Annotated in this window: 21 protein-coding genes and 2 pseudogenes; 3 read left to right on the forward strand and 20 right to left on the reverse strand. The window is 32.4% G+C overall.

What is annotated here, in order from left to right; translation table 11 throughout:
- Positions 1 to 12 precede the first annotated feature (12 nt).
- Positions 13 to 792: a flagellin gene (locus tag MOV50_RS04885; protein ID WP_321779280.1), complete on the forward strand. Its 780-nt coding sequence runs from the start codon at positions 13 to 15 to the stop codon at positions 790 to 792.
- On the opposite strand, the gene MOV50_RS04890 is transcribed toward MOV50_RS04885, so the two are convergent.
- The 6 genes and pseudogenes from MOV50_RS04890 to MOV50_RS04920 all read right to left on the reverse strand — a co-directional run bounded on the left by MOV50_RS04890 (position 786) and on the right by MOV50_RS04920 (position 4,397).
- Positions 786 to 1,226, reverse strand: coding sequence for a DUF523 domain-containing protein (locus MOV50_RS04890; protein ID WP_321779281.1), 441 nt, complete (start codon positions 1,224 to 1,226; stop codon positions 786 to 788). The two genes, MOV50_RS04885 and MOV50_RS04890, sit on opposite strands and share 7 nt — an antisense overlap.
- Positions 1,227 to 2,643: pseudogene (locus MOV50_RS04900) on the reverse strand (aldehyde dehydrogenase family protein).
- A 50-nt stretch (positions 2,644 to 2,693) separates the two neighbouring features.
- Positions 2,694 to 3,023 carry a YraN family protein gene (locus MOV50_RS04905; RefSeq protein WP_321779284.1) on the reverse strand — a complete coding sequence of 110 codons (330 nt, stop codon included), beginning with the start codon at positions 3,021 to 3,023 and terminating at the stop codon, positions 2,694 to 2,696.
- A gap of 1 nt (position 3,024) precedes the next feature.
- Positions 3,025 to 3,405, reverse strand: a complete 381-nt coding sequence (locus tag MOV50_RS04910) for a PIN domain-containing protein (protein WP_321779285.1) — start codon at positions 3,403 to 3,405, stop codon at positions 3,025 to 3,027.
- Positions 3,389 to 3,643: a hypothetical protein gene (locus tag MOV50_RS04915; RefSeq protein WP_321779286.1), complete on the reverse strand. Its 255-nt coding sequence runs from the start codon at positions 3,641 to 3,643 to the stop codon at positions 3,389 to 3,391. Before MOV50_RS04915 ends, MOV50_RS04910 begins: the two co-directional genes overlap by 17 nt.
- A gap of 64 nt (positions 3,644 to 3,707) precedes the next feature.
- A complete protein-coding gene (locus tag MOV50_RS04920) occupies positions 3,708 to 4,397 on the reverse strand; it encodes an NYN domain-containing protein (RefSeq protein ID WP_321779287.1) in 690 nt (229 codons plus the stop codon).
- Between the two features lie 294 nt (positions 4,398 to 4,691).
- Between MOV50_RS04920 and MOV50_RS04925 the strand changes: the two genes are divergently transcribed.
- A complete protein-coding gene (locus MOV50_RS04925; protein WP_321779288.1) occupies positions 4,692 to 5,453 on the forward strand; it encodes a hypothetical protein in 762 nt (253 codons plus the stop codon).
- A 9-nt stretch (positions 5,454 to 5,462) separates the two neighbouring features.
- Here MOV50_RS04925 and MOV50_RS04930 read toward each other — a convergent pair whose 3' ends face one another.
- The 12 genes and pseudogenes from MOV50_RS04930 to MOV50_RS04985 all read right to left on the reverse strand — a co-directional run bounded on the left by MOV50_RS04930 (position 5,463) and on the right by MOV50_RS04985 (position 15,433).
- The gene (locus MOV50_RS04930; protein ID WP_321779289.1) at positions 5,463 to 5,762 is read right to left on the reverse strand and encodes a HigA family addiction module antitoxin; all 300 of its coding nucleotides are present in this window, start codon (positions 5,760 to 5,762) and stop codon (positions 5,463 to 5,465) included.
- A gap of 36 nt (positions 5,763 to 5,798) precedes the next feature.
- Positions 5,799 to 6,077, reverse strand: coding sequence for a type II toxin-antitoxin system RelE/ParE family toxin (locus MOV50_RS04935; RefSeq protein ID WP_321779290.1), 279 nt, complete (start codon positions 6,075 to 6,077; stop codon positions 5,799 to 5,801).
- 192 nt (positions 6,078 to 6,269) lie between these two features.
- Positions 6,270 to 8,342, reverse strand: coding sequence for a molybdopterin oxidoreductase family protein (locus tag MOV50_RS04940; protein ID WP_321779291.1), 2,073 nt, complete (start codon positions 8,340 to 8,342; stop codon positions 6,270 to 6,272).
- A 10-nt stretch (positions 8,343 to 8,352) separates the two neighbouring features.
- Positions 8,353 to 9,612, reverse strand: a complete 1,260-nt coding sequence (locus MOV50_RS04945; protein WP_321779292.1) for a homoserine dehydrogenase — start codon at positions 9,610 to 9,612, stop codon at positions 8,353 to 8,355.
- Positions 9,612 to 10,828, reverse strand: a pseudogene (locus MOV50_RS04950) (LL-diaminopimelate aminotransferase). Before MOV50_RS04950 ends, MOV50_RS04945 begins: the two are co-directional and overlap by 1 nt.
- 46 nt (positions 10,829 to 10,874) lie before the next feature.
- Positions 10,875 to 11,711 carry a hypothetical protein gene (locus MOV50_RS04955; RefSeq protein ID WP_321779293.1) on the reverse strand — a complete coding sequence of 279 codons (837 nt, stop codon included), beginning with the start codon at positions 11,709 to 11,711 and terminating at the stop codon, positions 10,875 to 10,877.
- A complete protein-coding gene (locus tag MOV50_RS04960; protein ID WP_321779294.1) occupies positions 11,705 to 12,517 on the reverse strand; it encodes a hypothetical protein in 813 nt (270 codons plus the stop codon). Before MOV50_RS04960 ends, MOV50_RS04955 begins: the two co-directional genes overlap by 7 nt.
- On the reverse strand, positions 12,514 to 13,194 hold the full coding sequence (gene rlmB / locus MOV50_RS04965) for a 23S rRNA (guanosine(2251)-2'-O)-methyltransferase RlmB (RefSeq protein WP_321779295.1): 681 nt from the start codon (positions 13,192 to 13,194) through the stop codon (positions 12,514 to 12,516). Before rlmB ends, MOV50_RS04960 begins: the two co-directional genes overlap by 4 nt.
- Before the next feature lie 29 nt (positions 13,195 to 13,223).
- A complete protein-coding gene (rsmI, locus tag MOV50_RS04970) occupies positions 13,224 to 14,039 on the reverse strand; it encodes a 16S rRNA (cytidine(1402)-2'-O)-methyltransferase (RefSeq protein ID WP_321779296.1) in 816 nt (271 codons plus the stop codon).
- A gap of 12 nt (positions 14,040 to 14,051) precedes the next feature.
- Positions 14,052 to 14,252 (reverse strand): 50S ribosomal protein L31, encoded by a 201-nt coding sequence (rpmE, locus tag MOV50_RS04975; RefSeq protein ID WP_321779297.1) that lies wholly within the window; start codon positions 14,250 to 14,252, stop codon positions 14,052 to 14,054.
- Between the two features lie 105 nt (positions 14,253 to 14,357).
- A complete protein-coding gene (locus MOV50_RS04980; RefSeq protein ID WP_321779298.1) occupies positions 14,358 to 15,035 on the reverse strand; it encodes a 16S rRNA (uracil(1498)-N(3))-methyltransferase in 678 nt (225 codons plus the stop codon).
- Positions 15,026 to 15,433, reverse strand: a complete 408-nt coding sequence (locus MOV50_RS04985; RefSeq protein WP_321779299.1) for a hypothetical protein — start codon at positions 15,431 to 15,433, stop codon at positions 15,026 to 15,028. The genes MOV50_RS04980 and MOV50_RS04985 overlap by 10 nt, the downstream gene beginning before the upstream one ends.
- A gap of 37 nt (positions 15,434 to 15,470) precedes the next feature.
- Between MOV50_RS04985 and MOV50_RS04990 the strand changes: the two genes are divergently transcribed.
- Positions 15,471 to 16,694 carry a molybdopterin molybdotransferase MoeA gene (locus MOV50_RS04990; RefSeq protein ID WP_321779300.1) on the forward strand — a complete coding sequence of 408 codons (1,224 nt, stop codon included), beginning with the start codon at positions 15,471 to 15,473 and terminating at the stop codon, positions 16,692 to 16,694.
- Here MOV50_RS04990 and MOV50_RS04995 read toward each other — a convergent pair.
- Positions 16,681 to 17,262 carry a 6-pyruvoyl trahydropterin synthase family protein gene (locus MOV50_RS04995; RefSeq protein WP_321779301.1) on the reverse strand — a complete coding sequence of 194 codons (582 nt, stop codon included), beginning with the start codon at positions 17,260 to 17,262 and terminating at the stop codon, positions 16,681 to 16,683. The two genes, MOV50_RS04990 and MOV50_RS04995, sit on opposite strands and share 14 nt — an antisense overlap.
- Before the next feature lie 4 nt (positions 17,263 to 17,266).
- Positions 17,267 to 18,028 carry a 7-carboxy-7-deazaguanine synthase QueE gene (locus MOV50_RS05000; RefSeq protein WP_321779302.1) on the reverse strand — a complete coding sequence of 254 codons (762 nt, stop codon included), beginning with the start codon at positions 18,026 to 18,028 and terminating at the stop codon, positions 17,267 to 17,269.
- Between the last annotated feature and the right edge of the window lie 3 nt (positions 18,029 to 18,031).

Genomic DNA, 18,031 nt, shown 5'->3' on the forward strand with positions numbered 1-18,031 from the left:
AAAGGATTTTTTATGAATGTTTCAAACACAAATGCCCTAGCAAACTCAAGCATAAACCTTAACTCAAACCTAACTAAACTATCTTCAGGTTCACGAATAAATAGTGCCGCAGATGATGCTTCAGGCATGTCTATTGCGGATAAAATGTCTGCTCAAGTTCGTGGTTTAGGTCAAGCAATACAAAATACTAACAATGCAATAGGTATGGTTCAAATAGCAGATGGAGCTATGCAAGAGTATTCAAATATACTCAATGACATAAGAGAATTAACACTCAAAGCATCTAATGGTATTATGAATCGTAGCAACAGAAGTATTATACAAAATGAGATAGATAAACTTCTCTCTTCTGCAAACAATATTGTAAATACAACATCATACAACGGCATAAATATACTTCAAGAAAAAGGCGAATTTTCATTTCAAACAGGTGCAAATGCTGGAGAAGAAATTCATATAGACTTTGGCAATGCCTCTTCAATCCTTCCTTCAGTAGATGTTTTAGATAGTAGTAAGATAGAAGATAGTTTAAAAAATATTGATAAAGCTTTGGAATCTGTAGGTTTAATCATGAGTAACTTAGGTGCTGGGCAAAATGCTTTAGAATCAAATGTAAGAAATATATCTGTTTCAAGAATAAACATAGCCTCAGCAGAGTCACAAATCAGAGATTTGGACTTTGCACAAGAGAGTGCAAATTTTAATAAGAACAAAATTTTAGATCAAACTGGTGTCTTTGCTCTTGCTCAAAAAAATGTAGTCCAAGCAAATATTTTAAAACTATTTCAATAGTTTAGTTCGTCTTTTATTTTTATAGTTGTATATTCTTTTAAAAAGATTTCCGCAGCAATCCCGTTGCCAAGATTAACCACTTCTTTTTCTTTATTCATTATCGGTGTAGTTGCATAACCACAACTTGGGCTTTTAGATTTTAGAACTATGGCATCTGCATCTGGATAAAGTTTTATAAATGAGTTTATTTCATCTTTTAAAAGTTGCGTTACATCTTTGTTCGTATTATCTGTAATAATTCTATGTTTGGCATCTAGCTTGACTACACTTATCTTCTCTCTTGGAGTTCCAAAAACTTGTGCTTCTGGACAAAAAGGAATGATTTCATAATCTTTAAACTTTTTTACTATGGCATCTATGCCTTTTGTTCTACCATCATAACGACACAGATGCCCGAGCAAACAAGCAGAAATGATTACTTTTTTTTTACTCATCTAACATATCACTACTGACTTTATCTCAGTAAATTCTTCGATGGCAAATCTAGGACCTTCACGCCCTACTCCACTAAGTTTTACACCACCATAAGGCTGAATATCAAACCTAAGAGTTGGCATATCATTTATAATAATTCCACCAGCATCTAGCTCACTAATTGCCCGTTTTGTTAAACTCAAATCATTTGTAAATACAGAAGACTGCAGCCCATACGGAGAGTTGTTCATACGAGGAAGCGCATCATCAAAACTATCAACTTTAACAAGAGAAACGATTGGTGCAAAAACTTCTTCACATACTATTGCCATATCATCCCTAACATCTGCCATCACACATGGCTCAAACATAACTCCTTCACACTTAGGCGGGAGAAGTGCTCTTGCACCTTCATCTATGGCACTTTGTACCCAGTTCATTGCGCGAGTTGCAGCTTCTTCATCTATGAGAGGACCCATAAAAGTATCATCTTCATAAGGGGAACCAACTACAAGTTTTTTTGTTTTCTTCTGCCATCTTAAATGCAAATTCATCATAAACCTTAGCATCAACATAAATACGCTGAAGAGAAATGCAAACTTGTCCAGAATTTACAAATGCACCTAAAGCACAACGCTGTGCTGCCAAAGTTAAATCCGCACTAGCATCTATGTAAGTTGCTGCATTTCCGCCAAGTTCAAGTGAAACTTTTTTAATTCCTGCACTTTTAACAATGATTTCTCCAACAGGAACACTTCCTGTAAAGCTTATAACACGAGGTATGTCACTTGTGATTAAAGCACTTCCCACCTCAGCATCTCCATAAACTACACTCAAAGCATCCTTAACTGCATACTCACTATCTATGAAAAATTTTGCAAATTTGTACGCTGTTAACGGTGCTTCAGGAGTTGGTTTTAAAACTACACAGTTTCCTGCAACTAAAGCAGGAGCCAACTTATGTGCTATGAGATTTAGAGGAAAGTTAAAAGGAGTAATGGCGACAGCAACTCCGATAGGCTCACGAGAAAAATAAGAGATAGTTTTTTTACCACTGGGCATAGCATCTGTATTGATTGTTTCGCCATGCATAGTACGCATCGTCTCAGCAGATAAAGTCACAGTTTCGATGCATCTATCTACTTCAATACGAGCAAAAGTAATTGGTTTACCAACTTCATCAGTAATAGTTTGTGCTATATCTTCTTTGTTCTCTTTGAGTTTAGATGCAACATCTAAAAGCCAAGAACATCTTTGAGAGAGTGTAGATGCTTTAGCTTCTTTTGTAGCAATTTGCGCAATTTTTAAAGCTTTTAAAGCATCTGCCTCGTTACAAATAGGAGCGGTAGAAACCACCTCTGAACTAAATGGACTTTTTCTTTCACTCAAGTTTTCTTTAGTAGCCTCTGTTGAGCCAAAAAATATCTTTGCATTCATTTTATTTCCTCAAATTATATAAAGAAATTATATCTAATTATCTTTGAAGTTTAAAAAGTTATATTTTGCACAAACTCAATATCATTAGGAGTTACGACTATAGCATCTACACTAAAGTCAACATCAAGAGTATTTTTTTTCATATACACATGAATAGTTTTTATAAATTTACGAAGTTTTGAAGGGGTGATATTTTGGATGGCAGACTCATAATCGAGTCCACTTTTTACTTCGATGAAGTGGAGGACTTCATCTTTAGATGCGATAATATCTATCTCCCCAAAACGAGAGTAGAAATTTCTCTCTACGATCATAAAACCATTTTCATCAAGGAACTTACAAGCTTTATCTTCTGCTATATTCCCTTTGGCTCTACTCATTTTATTTGCATTTTTTTAAATCTTTATCAAAACTCAATTTTCCAAACCCTTGTAATTTACTTTTTGCACATATCATAGCATCTACAAAGTCTATATTTTTATTTTCAATGATGTTTAAGGCCTCATATATTATGACTTTATTGCTATTGACTACACCATTCAAACTTAATATAGTTTTTAAATCATTTATTACTTCAACTCTTGGTAATTTATAAAATTTAACCAAAACAAAATAAGCTTCCATCAAAACGCCATCTAATATTTCAACTTGAAGTTTGGCTTTCTCTATATCTTTAAAAATTTTTATACTTTTTTCTAGATGCTCTTTATGGTCACCTACTAAAAATCTTATGATTATATTTGTATCAAGAAGATAAACCATACTTATCTTCCATTGCTGATTTTATTGCTGATTCTTTGATTTGCTCAAAAGTTAAAGTTGTTGGTTGAATCTTGTCTTTATATTTTCCCGCTAAAGTATCTATTACACTTTGACTTTGTAAAGGGTACACCATTGCTAAAACTTGTTTTTTTCTTTTATCTATTATCTGCATAGCTTCAGTTAGGTTTGAAAAAACAGAACTATTTTTTTGTATTTCGCCTATTCCTATACTTAACATAATAAAAATCCTTTTATATATACTAGATTTATTATATATAAATAGAAGAAACTTGTCAAATAATTTATATTATTTTTACAACCATTATACTTCTCTTTCCATTCTTTTCTAGCATATTAATCTCAAAAACACTACTAAGATTTTTAAAAATTTCACCCCATGTTTTAAAACCATACTTATTTGCATTAGAAGAATTTTGATTTTTCAGATATGTGCCAACTTCTGCTACATAGGCAAAATCATCATCCCCTTTTTTATGACGAACTGCATTTAGAAGTATATTTATCAACTTCTTATTTTTTTCTAGATTATTACTTTCTATTTTTACACCAACTTCTATAAATTCACTACAAGCCTTTTGTAAAACATTACTTGTTTTTTCCTCTCCAAACCCAATAACTTGGATACCTTGAGATTTTATTTCTGTAATAAGTGGTGTAAAGTCACTATCGCTAGTAGCTAATGCAACATAATCTATACTATTATTTTGACACAATACTTTCATAATATCAACAGTCATTTTAATATCAGATGCATTTTTAGTTGTTGTATATGGAGGTTGATGAATAGGCTCGAGTGAATAATCAAATAATTTATCATTCCAACCATTCAAAGAAGGGTTTGTCCAATCCCCATAAGCTTTACGAATATTCACTTCACCATAACTAGCCAACTCTTCTATTATTACTTCTATATGTTTGTGACTTATATTTTCACAATCTATAAAAAGTGCTATTTTTTTGTTTGCAGTCATTTTTATTTCCTACTTATAAGTGTGTTGAAGTAATCTCAACACACTTGCATATTAATCTAATTACTTAGACGGACAATTACCTCTACCGCCACCAGATGGATTCCCAGTTGTACTTGGACCATTCGGTGGTGTGCATGTTGATTTTCCCATTTTTAGCTCCTTTTTAATTATATTTTGTGAATTCACTTCTTAAGTATAAACAATAAAATATTAACTATTGCTTAAATTAAGTAGTAAGTATATATTTGCACTTATTTTATCTTTTTTGATATACTTTTTTAAGGATTTATATATATGAACGAGACAATTCAAAATATTACAAGTTTAAAAGACATACTTAAAAAAGATAATATTGATAATGATATATTTGAAATAGCATCTAGGTTTGGTGCTATCAAAAATGCACTTTCTTATGATGATGAACTCTCATCTTCACTTAACGATATTGAAAATATACTTAAAAAATCACTAATGAGTGGTGGGTTTAAGATGGAAGACAAACTAGAACTTTTTTCTATGTTTGGTGCTTTAGAAAATCATTTAAAAAACTCATCTTTAACCGATGAAAATAAATTATTAAATTCCGTAGCTGGTGGTTTATCAGCATCAGCAGGAGCAAGAGTGCTAATGAAAGCTGGACCTATGGGGATGTTAGCAGCTGGAGTTTTAGGAGTTGCAACTACTTATATACTTCAAAACAATGAAGAACCTCATATTGCCAATAAAGACTTATTAACTATTGCTTACTATTTAAGTAGGTTTGACCACGAATACCTTTTTGGATTACATCTTAGTTCCGCTAAAGCTATAGATGCCATAGGAGATGTTTTAAATGTTAAACCAAATACTATACGAGGAAAAAGAGATTATTTTGATAGTTTATTACCTCAAGAAGATAGAAAATCATCAAGAAAAGGTTATAACGAAATTAAATCTACTAAAATATATGAAGAAATTATAGAAAAATATAGCTATATCACTAATAATGATGAGCAAAGAATGAGAAAAGTCATTGTAGATATTTTAGGAAAATATCAAGACGGGCTAAGCTTATAACCCATCTATTTAAGCACAAACCAAAAGTTTTTCTACATTATCTAAATTTAGTTCTTTTTTTGCGAGCCATAAACTATAATTATCTTGCATCAAAAGCCAGCTTTCTGGAGTTCTTCCAAGAGTAATAGACAAACGCAATGCCATCTCTGGACTTAGGTTTGTTTGTCCCTTTATTAAACGATTTAAAGTTGATGGTGCAACTTTTAATTTAAGTGCAACTTCTCTTTCACTTATACCCAATTCATCTAAATAGACCTCTTTTATAAATTTGCCTGGGTGTGGTGGGTTATACATTTTACGACTCGGCATTTAGTGCCTCCCTGCATTGAACTTTAGTTCTCATCATTAGTGATAATCCTCATAATTAACAATCTCTACATCTCCATCTTCAAAACGAAATGTAATTCTCCAGTTTCCACTTACTTTTATAGAATATATTTCTGCTCTATTGCCTTTTAATTTATGAAGATTAAAACCTGGTAATGCTAAATCTTCAATAATTAGTGCTGTGTCTAAAGCAAGTAATCGCATCTTAATTTTTTTAATATGCTCAGACTGAACGCCTTTTGTCATACCATTTTCATAGAACTTTTGAAGTCCTTTGTGTATAAATGATTTAATCATAGGATATTATAACATATATTGCACACCATGCAATATTAATTCCTATAAACTATCTGTAAATATTCAATAAATGGGTATGTATTTTCAAGTAAAATTTTACCAATTTTTCTTAGTTTGATTAATAAGTCACATAAACTCTGTAGTAATAATGCTTAGTGCAAATAACACTAGTTAAGCCTATAAAACTACCATTTATATACAGTTAATAACCTCAACCTTAACAGATTTAAATGCAGCAGTCATTATGAGTTCATCACACTTATCTCCAAAGAGGGCATTTATTTTTGATTTTGCGTGGTGAAAGGTTACGAATAGTGTCTTTGGTTGTATCTTTTTTGTTAGTTTTATTGTTAGTGGGGTTGTTTGTCCAAACTCTGTTTTTAAGATAACTCTTTGTGCCGTAAAATCAGCTGCATCATCTTCATTTACAAGTAAAACATCTTCACTATATCTTTTATTTAAACTATGTGTTCTTGAACTTTGAGAAGCATTATTATACTGAGCCAGTGTTCTTCCTGTTGTTAGGTGATAACCTGTTAGCGTGTTTGTAGTTATCTCTTGTATCATTCCACGAAGTTTATACTGTTTATATAAAAATTGACCTAGCCCATCTTCTGTTCTAAAATCTAACTGATGAAGTATAGGTGTATCTTCTGTATGTACAGGCCACTGTAAACCTCGTTTTCTATGTCGCTCTAGTCTGAGATATGAAGCACCACTAAAACGACGATATGCAACTTCTCTTACTTCATCCCAAATCTCATTTGAGTTTTTGTAGTTATATGCTCCACCCATCTTGTTATCTAGCATCTGTAAAACTTCCCAGTCATCAGGAAGGTCACATTTAACAAGTGGTTGGCTTAGATGCAAGCGACGCATAGCATTTACATAAACACCAGTTTTCTCATAAGCTGATTTTACACCAATAACTATATCTGCTCGTTTAGCAACATCTGTCATAAAAAGTTCTTGAACCATAATGAGTTCTACTTTTTCTAAAGCTCTATCTATTTTATTTAGATTTGGATGTATATGAGTTAAATCTTCTCCAATATTTAAAATAGCTTTTATGCTACCTTGAAGCATCCCATCAACTAGTTGAGGAGTCATCAAACCAACTTCTTTTGGCTCTTGATAATCAGGTGCATAATAAGGAAGCATTCCCATATCACAGGTTCCTTGAACATTATTTTGACCACGAAGAGGCATAAGACCTGCTCCTTGTTTTCCAATATTTCCTGTCATCAGGGAAAGATGTGTGATAGCCATAACAGCATAAGAACCGTCTAGATGCTCAGTAATACCTAAGCCCCAAAAAATCATTGATTTTTTAAGTGCATATTCCCGTGCAACTTTTCTTATCATTTTACAAAGGTATTCATAACCTTCTATTTCATTAAAATACTCAGGGTTTGCAAAAGGATCATTCATAATACTTTCTTTAAACTCTTCAAAACCATTTGTTCTATTTTCTATAAAATCTTCACTGTATAACTCTTCGTCAATAATAACATAAGCTAACATATTTAAAACAAGGAGGTTAGCTTCATGAGGGATAATTGCTTTGTATTTTGCTGTTCTATGAAGCTTGATTTCTCTAACATCAAAAACAGCTAAATTATCATCTTTTCTAGCTACATCAAGGATACGATTTGCTATGATTGGGTGAGCTTCTGTTGTGTTTGAACCTATAACAATCATAAACTCTGTGTTATAGATATCGTTATAAGGATTTGTAGCAGCACCTTCTCCTATAGTTCTTCTCATACCACTAAGAGAAGGAGAGTGACAAACTCTTGCACAGTTATCAACATGAGGAGAGTTCAAAGTATGGCGAGTAAATTTTTGAAAAAGGTATGAACTTTCACAAGAAGTTCTAGCCCCACCAATAGAACAAACAGATTTTCTACCATATTTCTCTTGTATCTCTTTTAGTTTGAGTGTTGTTGCCGTTGTAGCTGATTCTAAATCACACTCATACCATTCATCATTGTAATCAACAAGTTTTGAACCGATTACATTTTTTATTGCTGGATTTTTCTCTAAAAAACTTTTTTTAATTCTTGGAATTCTAAGTCTATCAGGAGCATCTACAAAATCATAGCCATACTTGCCTTTTATACAAAGCTTACCTTGAGAAACAACTCCATCTGCATGAGCAAATATTTTCTCAATCTTGTTAGTATCAGTATTAACATTCGCTGCTATATCACAGCCAACACCACAGTAAGTACATACACTATCTATTGTTTTAATATTATCCATGCTTATTCCTTTAAACTATTCTAATCATTACAGGAGTTGAGTTTACAAATTCTAAGCTTTCCATATCTTTTATCATTTTTTGAATATCTTTTTCCAATGCAATATGAGTAGAAATAAGTAAGTTTGCAGAAGACGCTAAAGCTGGTCTTTGAAGCATCGTTTCTATTGAAATATTATTATCTTCAAATATTTTAGTAATTTTTGCTAACACTCCTGTCTTATCTGACACATTTATACGAAGGTAGTATTTTGAGTTTATATCATCTGTTGCTTTTAAAGTAAGCTTACCATCAAGAGCCTTATCAAAGCCTAGCATTGGAGTAGATTTTCCACTTCTTGCTATATCTATAATATTTGCAACAACCGCACTTGCAGTTGCATCTCCACCAGCTCCTGGTCCATAATACAAAGTTTCGCCGACTTTATCGCCAACAACACTTATAGCGTTCATAACTCCATCTATCTTAGCAATCATTTCATCTTTGCTAATCAAACAAGCATGAACTCTAAGTTCTACTTCATTAGCATCTTTTTTTGCTATTCCTAAAAGTTTTATAGCATAACCAAACTCTTTAGCAAAGGCTATGTCATCTTGACTCACATTTTGGATACCTTCTATTAAGATATCTTCAGGTTTGGCATCTATGCCATAAGCAATAGATGCTAAGATAAGAAGTTTATGAGCAGCGTCGTAACCACCAACATCAAACGAAGGGTCAGCTTCTGCATACCCTAAATCTTGTGCCTCTTGTAAAATAGCATCATAATCAACACCATCATTTGTCATCTTAGTCATCATGTAGTTACAAGTTCCGTTCATGATTCCAACAATTGACTCTATATGATTTGCAGATAAACCATCTCTAAGAGCATTGATGATAGGAATACCACCCGCAACAGATGCTTCATACTCAAAAGCTATATCTTTAGCAATAGCTTGTAATTCATAACGATGATATGCTAAAAGTGCTTTGTTTGCAGTCACAACTGCTTTGCCACTTTTTAATGCTCGTTTTACTATTTCAAATGGCTCTTCAACCCCACCCATAAGCTCAACAACAACATCTATTTCTGGGTCATTTAAAATATCATCTACATTATCTGTAAGTTTTATGTCTAAACCTCTATCTTTTTTTAGGTTTTTAACAACTCCACTTTTTACAACTATCTCTTGTCCTGCACGAGCAGAAATAATATCAGCATTATCTTTTAGTATTTGAACTACACTTGTTCCTACAGTTCCAACACCGATTATTCCAACTTTTATCATTATTTTTTGTCCTCAAACTGTTTTAAAAATTCTTTTATATTTCTAGCTGCTTGACGAATTCTGTTATCATTTTCAATCAAAGCTATACGAACATAATTCTCACCATAAGCACCAAACCCAATCCCCGGAGCAACACAAACACCTGCTTCCATCAGAAGTCTTTTGAAAATTCTAGACTACCTAAATGCTCAACACACTTAGGTAATTTTGCCCAAACAAACATACTAGCTTCATTTTTCTTTAGATGCCAACCAACTCTATCAAAAGCTTCTATCAACACTTCTTGGCGATGGTTATATTTCGCTGTAATATCTCTAACACATTGTTGGTCACCATTTAGTGCAACAGTTGCAGCAACTTGAATTGGAGTAAACATTCCATAATCTAACCACGATTTTATTTTTTGCAAAGCACCTATAAGTTTTTCATTTCCAACAAAGAAACCAACTCTCCAACCAGCCATATTATATGACTTTGAAAGAGTAAAACTCTCAACCGCTACATCTTTTGCACCTTCAACACTCATAATTGACGGAGTCACATAACCATCAAAAGTTATATCTCCATAAGCTATATCTGAAATTATATAAAATCTTTTCTCTTTTGCCATAGCAACTAAACGAACATAAAACTCTTGAGTTACTGTTGCTGTTGTTGGATTGTGAGGAAAATTAACTAATACATATTTTGGCTTAGGAGAACTTTCTTTAAACACACGATCTAAGTCTTGAAAAAATTTATCTTCATCTACTCTGTAATGTTCATCAAACTCTATACCAAATTTAACAACATTTCCACCTGCTAAGATAAAAGAATATTCATGAATAGGATAAGTTGGGTCTGGAACAACAGCTACATCACCTGGATTTGTTATAGCATAAGTAAGATGTGCATAACCCTCTTTTGAGCCCATTGTTGCAACACATTCAGTTGAAGGATCTAATACACAATCATATCTGCGTTCATACCAATCCGCAATAGCTTTTAAGAGTTTAGGGATACCTTTTGAGGTCGAGTAACCATGAGTTTTTGTTTTTTTAGCAGATTCTACAAGTTTTTCTCTTATATGCTCAGGAGTATCGCCATCGGGGTTACCCATTGAAAAGTCGATGACATCAGCACCGGCTCTTCTTTGTTGCATTTTAAGGTCATTTACCTCAGCAAAAACATACTTTGGTAATCTTTTCATTTTGTCAAATTGTATTTCATCAAACATATTTATTTCCTATAAATTATTGATGATATTTTAGCGAAAAAAAACTTTACCTTGAGCCAATGGGTGTAAGAACTAAATCATCTCTAATATTTTTAAGAGTATAGATATCAGAAATTTTTAAATAATAGGTATTTTCTTTCATATTTAAAAGTATTTTACTTCTTCTTCTATCTCTTTTTATAACTTTTAAAAGATGCATAGAACTGTCATAATAAGCGATATATGGGTACCAACTATTCCTTGGTGATGAAGTTATACGAAGTTTTTTTATATTTGAAACATCTACCCATTTAGCGTAAAGTGACCGTTTTAGTTTTACCTCTATATCTTCTTCAAGAAGCTCAACATTTAGCCGTCCATTTCTCATATCTATAACATAAGTCCACTCTGTTGGTTTTTCTCGATTTATATCTACTATGACACATCCACTTTTTGCTAACTCATTTTGTAAAACTCGAGGGTCTGTTGCATATTCTGATATTAGTGAAATTGTCCAAGTAAACTCTGTATTATCAAGGTTTGATTCTTGAGTTACATATCTGTAATAACCTATATTTCTGAGTGTATCACCCATGATTTTAACAAAAAATAGAGGCGAACCACTTGTTTTAAAATGTAAGGTTAATTCACTTGGTTTTTTAAAAAATAGATTTAAAAGACCATTGTCTTTTAGGGTTTGTGTAACTTTGACAGCATCTACTCTCTCTCCAAGATAATATTGAGATGAAGGAGTAAATAAAATATTGATGTAAGCTTTGTTTTGTTCATAAACTTGCGGCTCTATAAAAGTTTGTATCTTTTGTGTTAGAGCATCTACTTCTTTTACCTCATCTGATACAAGAGCAGATAAACTCAAAAGAAGAGCCAAAAATAGTTTTACCATTTATTGCCTCTGTTTAACTCCTTAAACTCTTTAAAACTGATTTTTGAAATTTTAGAATCTTTATACAAAAGTCTGATATTTAACTTATCTGTAAACTCTGTAACTTCTCCATTTATAACTACTTTAACATAACCATGACCAAGTGTTAAAATCCAATCTTTATTTGGGTCAATATCAAGCTCACCCTTAAATAATTTTTGTTTTTTTGTATAAGATTCAAGGTCAATATAACCTATCCAAAGTTGAGATTTTGGAATTATTTTAAAAGATTTTTCAACCTCTAAAACCTCAAGTACATCTGAGTCTTTTTTAAGTACAACAACTTCTAAAGTATTATTTTTATCTTCAACTTTTTCTTCTTCAAATATATTACCTTTGATATTCTCTCTAGCACTCTCTATCGCGCTATTATCAATAGAGTGGGATGAAGTTTTGATTGCTGCTGTTGATGATAAATCAAGAGTGAAAAAAACTGCTACTACAAAAATAAGCAAAGCTATACCAACATAAACTAAAGTATAGTTTTTTTTCTTTGTTGGTGCTACAAAAACTTTTGTATTTTTTTGTACTTCAGGAACTTCAACACTCTCTTCAACATGAAAAAACTCTTCTGCTTTTGCTTTTAAAGAAGTTAAATCTACTCCATACTCTCTCTCAAGGATTGATATAAAGCCTAAAGCTTGAATCTTTGTCATTTTTTCAAAATTTTCATGTAAAATAGCTTGAGCATTATGTCTAGCTATATGCGTTTGTTCGTGTATCTTTTGTGCGCCAATGCTCTTTAACTTATCAAATCCATTACTCATATTCTCATCCTATCCATCAAAATAGCTCCTGCCACACTAACATTTAAAGAATCAAATTCATGTGACATTTTTATACTAACAACTTCATCTAACTTTGAAATAATTCTCGAAGTTAAACCTTCACCTTCACTACCTAAAACTAAAGCTCTCTTTTGTTTTACTTTAACATCTCTTATGTCATTTCCATTCATATCAGCACCATAGACGCAAAACCCAGATGTTTTTAGGTTATTTATAACATCGTGAATATTATGCTCTATTGCTAAAGGCATATCAAAAAGTGCTCCCGTACTAGTTCTGAGAATAGGCTCAAGATTTAAGTTTCTTATCCCACTAACTATGATGCCTTCTACACCCATAGCATAAGCCGTTCTCACAATAGCACCAATATTTCCAACATCAGTTAAACCTGATAATATTAAAACAAAGTTTTTATCTAAAAAAGAACTTGCGTCAAAGGGAACATAATCATCAACTTCGGCTAATATTCCTTGATGCATGGCATTTTTACACATCTTCCCTGCAGCATCTGAAGGGATGCGTTTAACTTCAAAATTCATCTTCATTAATCTTGAATATTCTTTTTTTTCTATCTCTTTTGCGAGGTACAAAATCTTGATTTTATTTGGATAATTTTTTATTATATAATTGACTGGTTGCTTAGCATAAATTAACATGAGCTATTTTAGCTAAAAAAGTGTTTATTTTAAAGTTTTAATAGTCTTTGATAGCAAGATTTGGTATTTTCGCCCGTTATTTTACATATAAGTTTAGCTTGAACTTTTTTAGGAAGGTCAAGTTCTAGTATATCTACCTGAGAAACAGCACTGCTATTTTGAGTAGCATCTGCATTTAAAACAACAACCCACTCTCCACGAAAGTTTGAATCAAGAGTAGTCAAGATTTCCTCTGCTGTTCCATAAAAATAGTTTTGAAATTTTTTAGTTAACTCTTTTGCTAAAAAGATTTTTCTTTCATTATCTTCTTTTTTTATCTCTAACAAAAGTTTTTCTAAGCGATGTGGGGATTCATAAAGTATGGTTGTAAAACCACTATATAAAGCACCTTGAAGTGAAGATATTCTATCTTGTCCTTTATGAGGTATAAATCCCCAAAACAACATTTTTGTTTGAACAAAACCACTTGCTACAAAAGCAGTAAGAAGTGCATTTGCCCCTGGAAAAACATCATACTCAACATTATTCTCTTGTGCATATTTTACTAAAAGTTGCCCTGGGTCACTAATGCCTGGCATCCCAGCATCTGAAGCATAAACTACATTTGCATCAAAAAAAGAAGGCTCTAGTTTTTCTAAAAACTCTTTTTCGTTGTGTGAATGAAGAGAGATAAATTGTTGATTTTCTTTAAACGAAGTGTTGTATCGCTCTTTTAAAATGTGTATGAGTTTTTTTGTAACGCGAGTATCTTCGCAAAGTAGTATATCAGCTTCACTTAAAGCTTCGATAGCTCTAAGTGATATATCGCCAATATTTCCAATCGGAGTTGGAATTAGTTTTAACAAGAAATATCTTGTCTATTTTTTATCGTAACGCGCGTTAAATTTCTCAATACGACCTGCTGTATCTACCATTCTCTCAGAACCTGTGAAAAATGGGTGACATTCATTGCAAATATCAATACGCAATATATCTTGTTGGCTTTTGTTTTCAAAGCTGTTTCCACATGCACAAGTTACAGTACAAGTTACTAAATTAGGGTGAAGATCTTTTTTCATTTTTTTACCTTTTGATACACGATTTGTATGCGTATATCTATATATTTTTAAATCCGTATGGGTGCAGATTTTAAGAACTCGAATTATATCGAAATTTATCTTAGTTTACAATATTATCTTACTAGCCACGGCAACAACAGCACTCTCAGAACGAATAACCATAGGAGTGTCAAGTCTAAAGCTATCTTGAGTTTTTAAAAACTCTCTCTCATTCTTAGAAAAACCACCCTCGCAACCTACTAAAACTCTTTTAAAATCACTTGTTTCTGTTAGAGTTTTTTCACAAAAATCAAAAACTTTTGTATCAGGAAACTCACCGATAAACTCTTTTATACTTTTGTATCTGTCAAACTCTATAAAACTGCTTCTTCCAGATTGTTGCACAGATGCTTCTTGGATTCTTTTAAATCTAGCAAAGTCTAACTTAAAGTTTTTTTGACTTCTCTCACAAGATATAAAAGAGATTTTTTCTACTCCAATCTCACTCAAACTTGGCAAAACTTTTTCTATAGACTTAGCATCTATCACGCACCAAGCTAGATGCAGACTTTTTTTAGCTTTTACTTCTTTTTCTTTAGAGCTTATTAGACTTAATACAACTCTTTTAGCATCTAGCTCTACTATCTCATAAGCATATAAAGTCTTCATCTCATTTGGATTTCTAAAGTCAAGCCTATCTCCAAGAGCATGACGGCGAACTTTTACGAGGTACTTATGAAGTTCACCTTTAACAACAAAGCTATTTTTTGAAGCTTCATCACTTAAGATATATATCAAATCCACATCCAAATAGAGATAGACAAGGTTAAAAATATCTCCATCGCAAATATTCTATATGCACCTGCTTTATAATACTCTAATGAATAAGCATCCCTTTTATCTAATTTTTGCAAACTTTTTGAGCGTTTATTTTCTAAAACTATTAAAGCTATTGCAAAAATTATCATAATAATATTTTCTATTGTAAAGTCTAGATGCTTTGCTGCCATCATAATAACACCAGTAAAGATAACTGTTCCAATCGTTGTGATGCCAATAGGCATAAAAAGCAACATAAATCTTGCATATTTTTTTATATCATCTGCTCTAAGGAGCATAAAAAGATGGATAAAAATCATTCCTAAAATTCCAAAAACACCAAAGTTATGTGTTACAATACTCATATCATACATTTCATTCATAGTGGAATACTACAACAAATCAACTAAAAGAAGAGTTATGGAAGTTACAATAAAAAAAGCACTTGAAATAATCTACAAAAATTCTAAGAAAAAATCATTGAAAATATTACCCATAGAATCGGTACTCGGTTGCATCTTAGCTCAAGATATTATAGCTACTCATAATCTTCCTCCTTACGATAACTCTGCAATGGACGGTTACACTGTAAAAAGCATAGATGCTGGTAAATGCGTTAAAGTTGAACATACTATTTTTGCAGGGGACAACTCTAGTGAAGTTCTCAAAAATGATTATGCGATAAAGATTATGACTGGTGCTAAAATTCCTGAGGGCTGTGAATTAATCGTTCCTATTGAAGATACAAAAGAGTGTCAAGGAGGAGTGCAATTACCTCAAACTTTGACTCCTTCAAAACACATAAGACTTTGCGGCGAAGACATTAAAAGCGGTGAGATTCTTTTAAAAAGTGGAGATAAACTACAAGCGCACCAAATCACTCTTTTGGCATCTCAGGGTATCAGCCATGTAAAAGTATATAAAAAACCTCGTATCGCTCTATTTGCTTCAGGGAGTGAACTTAAGATGCACTTTGAGAGCGTTGAAGCATATCAACTTTACAACACAAACACACCTGCACTTTTTTCTCGTTCACTTGAGCTTGGATGTGAGGTTGATTTTATAGGAACGGCAAAAGACACTTTAGAGGATTTAAAAGAGCATATCAAGAGTGCTTTAAATAGCGACCTTATCATAACTTCAGGTGGAGTTAGTGTTGGCGATGCAGATTATACCAAAGAGGCTTTTAGTGCGTTTGGTATGCAAACATATTTTGATAAAGTACAAATCAAACCCGGTAAACCTACGACTTTTGGTACGATTAATGATACTTTAGTTTTAAATCTTCCTGGAAATCCTCTTGCTGCATCTTTAAACTTTGAACTTTTTGCTCAAAGTATTATTTTAGCACTTAGCGGTAACATAGCTAAATATATAAATACAATTCAAACAAAAATGAAGACCAACTATAAGCTTAAAAAAGGACGAATAACTTTAGTTCCTGGGTTTTTTGATGGTGTGAGTTTTGAAGCGTGTAACAAATTCGCCCCTGGAATGGTTAGTCCTCTGGCTTCTTCAAACTCTTATATTATGATAGATGAAGGTGTTGACTTTATCGCATCTGAAGATAGTGTAAAAATTATTCCTATTAGATGGTGTTTTACTTCTAAAGAAATGGTGGATTTACTAACTAAACCTCTTTAGGATTTAAAAAACTCTCACCTTTTTTTATCTTCTCCCACAGCTTAGAATCCACCCAATCATTTTTAACTTCATCTGAAAATATTATATCTTCAAGCTGTATATAACCCATCTCTTTTGAATAAGCATCTTGATTAAAAGCTTGAGCATAACCCGTTTGTGTTTCATGTACTATGATACTGTTTAACTTAACTTCTTTTTCGCCATTTACACACGATGTAAGTTGTAGGAGTCTATCTATCATCACAAAAATTACTCGAGAGAACTGCTCACAAGAAGGAGATACGGGAAGCTCAACCCATCTAGTGGAATGTTTCTTCATGTCATCTTTATACTCTTGTGTATCCCCACTCCAAACAGCGATGCTATGATCAAAACTCTCAATCAAAGCCTTCATATTTTGCTTCATAAGTCCAAAATCATAAACCATTTGACCATTATCTAAAAAGTTTGATTCAAAAAGAAGCTCTACTCTATAAGAATGACCATGCAAAGAACTTCTGCATTTTATAGTTGAGCATCCACGAACTATATGAGCATTTTCAAATTTAAAAAGTTTTCTTATTATCATATATCTAAACTCCTTTATTTATATCCCATATTCTTATATGAAGTCTATCAGAAAAATTATAACCTTTTGCTTTACAAAACTCTATAAGTGCAGGTGTATTTAACTCTACTTCTTCTTTATTACCACCCAAAGGCATACAGTAAACTTGTGTAGATGCTGAGTGCATTAAAATATTTTCTATCTCTTCTTCAAGCCCTAAAGTTATAGACTCAGCATCTATGCTAAACTTAAAAAAAGCCTCTGATGCATTTGATGCTATGGAGTAAATAACATCTCCTTTAACTCTTTTTTGTAGCTCTTCCTTTGAGTTAGATAGTTTTACAGACAAAGCAAAAATAAACTCTTTATAGATAGGATATTTTTCAAAATTTATATTTATAGTAGCATTTGTTTCAAAGGTAACTCTATGACCTTTTTTATGAAGTTTTTGCAAAAATTCTAAAAATATTTTATCATTTAGATTTAAAAGAGGCTCTCCTCCTGTTAATACAATATCCACAGGTCGTGAAGGCAAATCGTAAAGATTTAAAATATTTAAAAGCTCTTGTGCTTGATTTATAACTATCCAGTTTTTAGAAAAATGCTCTTTATTTACTGCATAAACTGTGTCGCAACCAAGTATTGAAGTTCCATCTGGTGCTGTTTCTTTGCATCCAAAACCTTCACACTTAAGATTACATCCACCAAAGCGAAAAAAGACAGATGGAGCGCCAACATAACGCCCTTCCCCTTGAATGGAGTAAAAATGTTCTACTAAATAGAGCAACTA

The organism is Sulfurimonas sp. (assembly GCF_029027585.1).
Classification (GTDB): domain Bacteria; phylum Campylobacterota; class Campylobacteria; order Campylobacterales; family Sulfurimonadaceae; genus Sulfurimonas.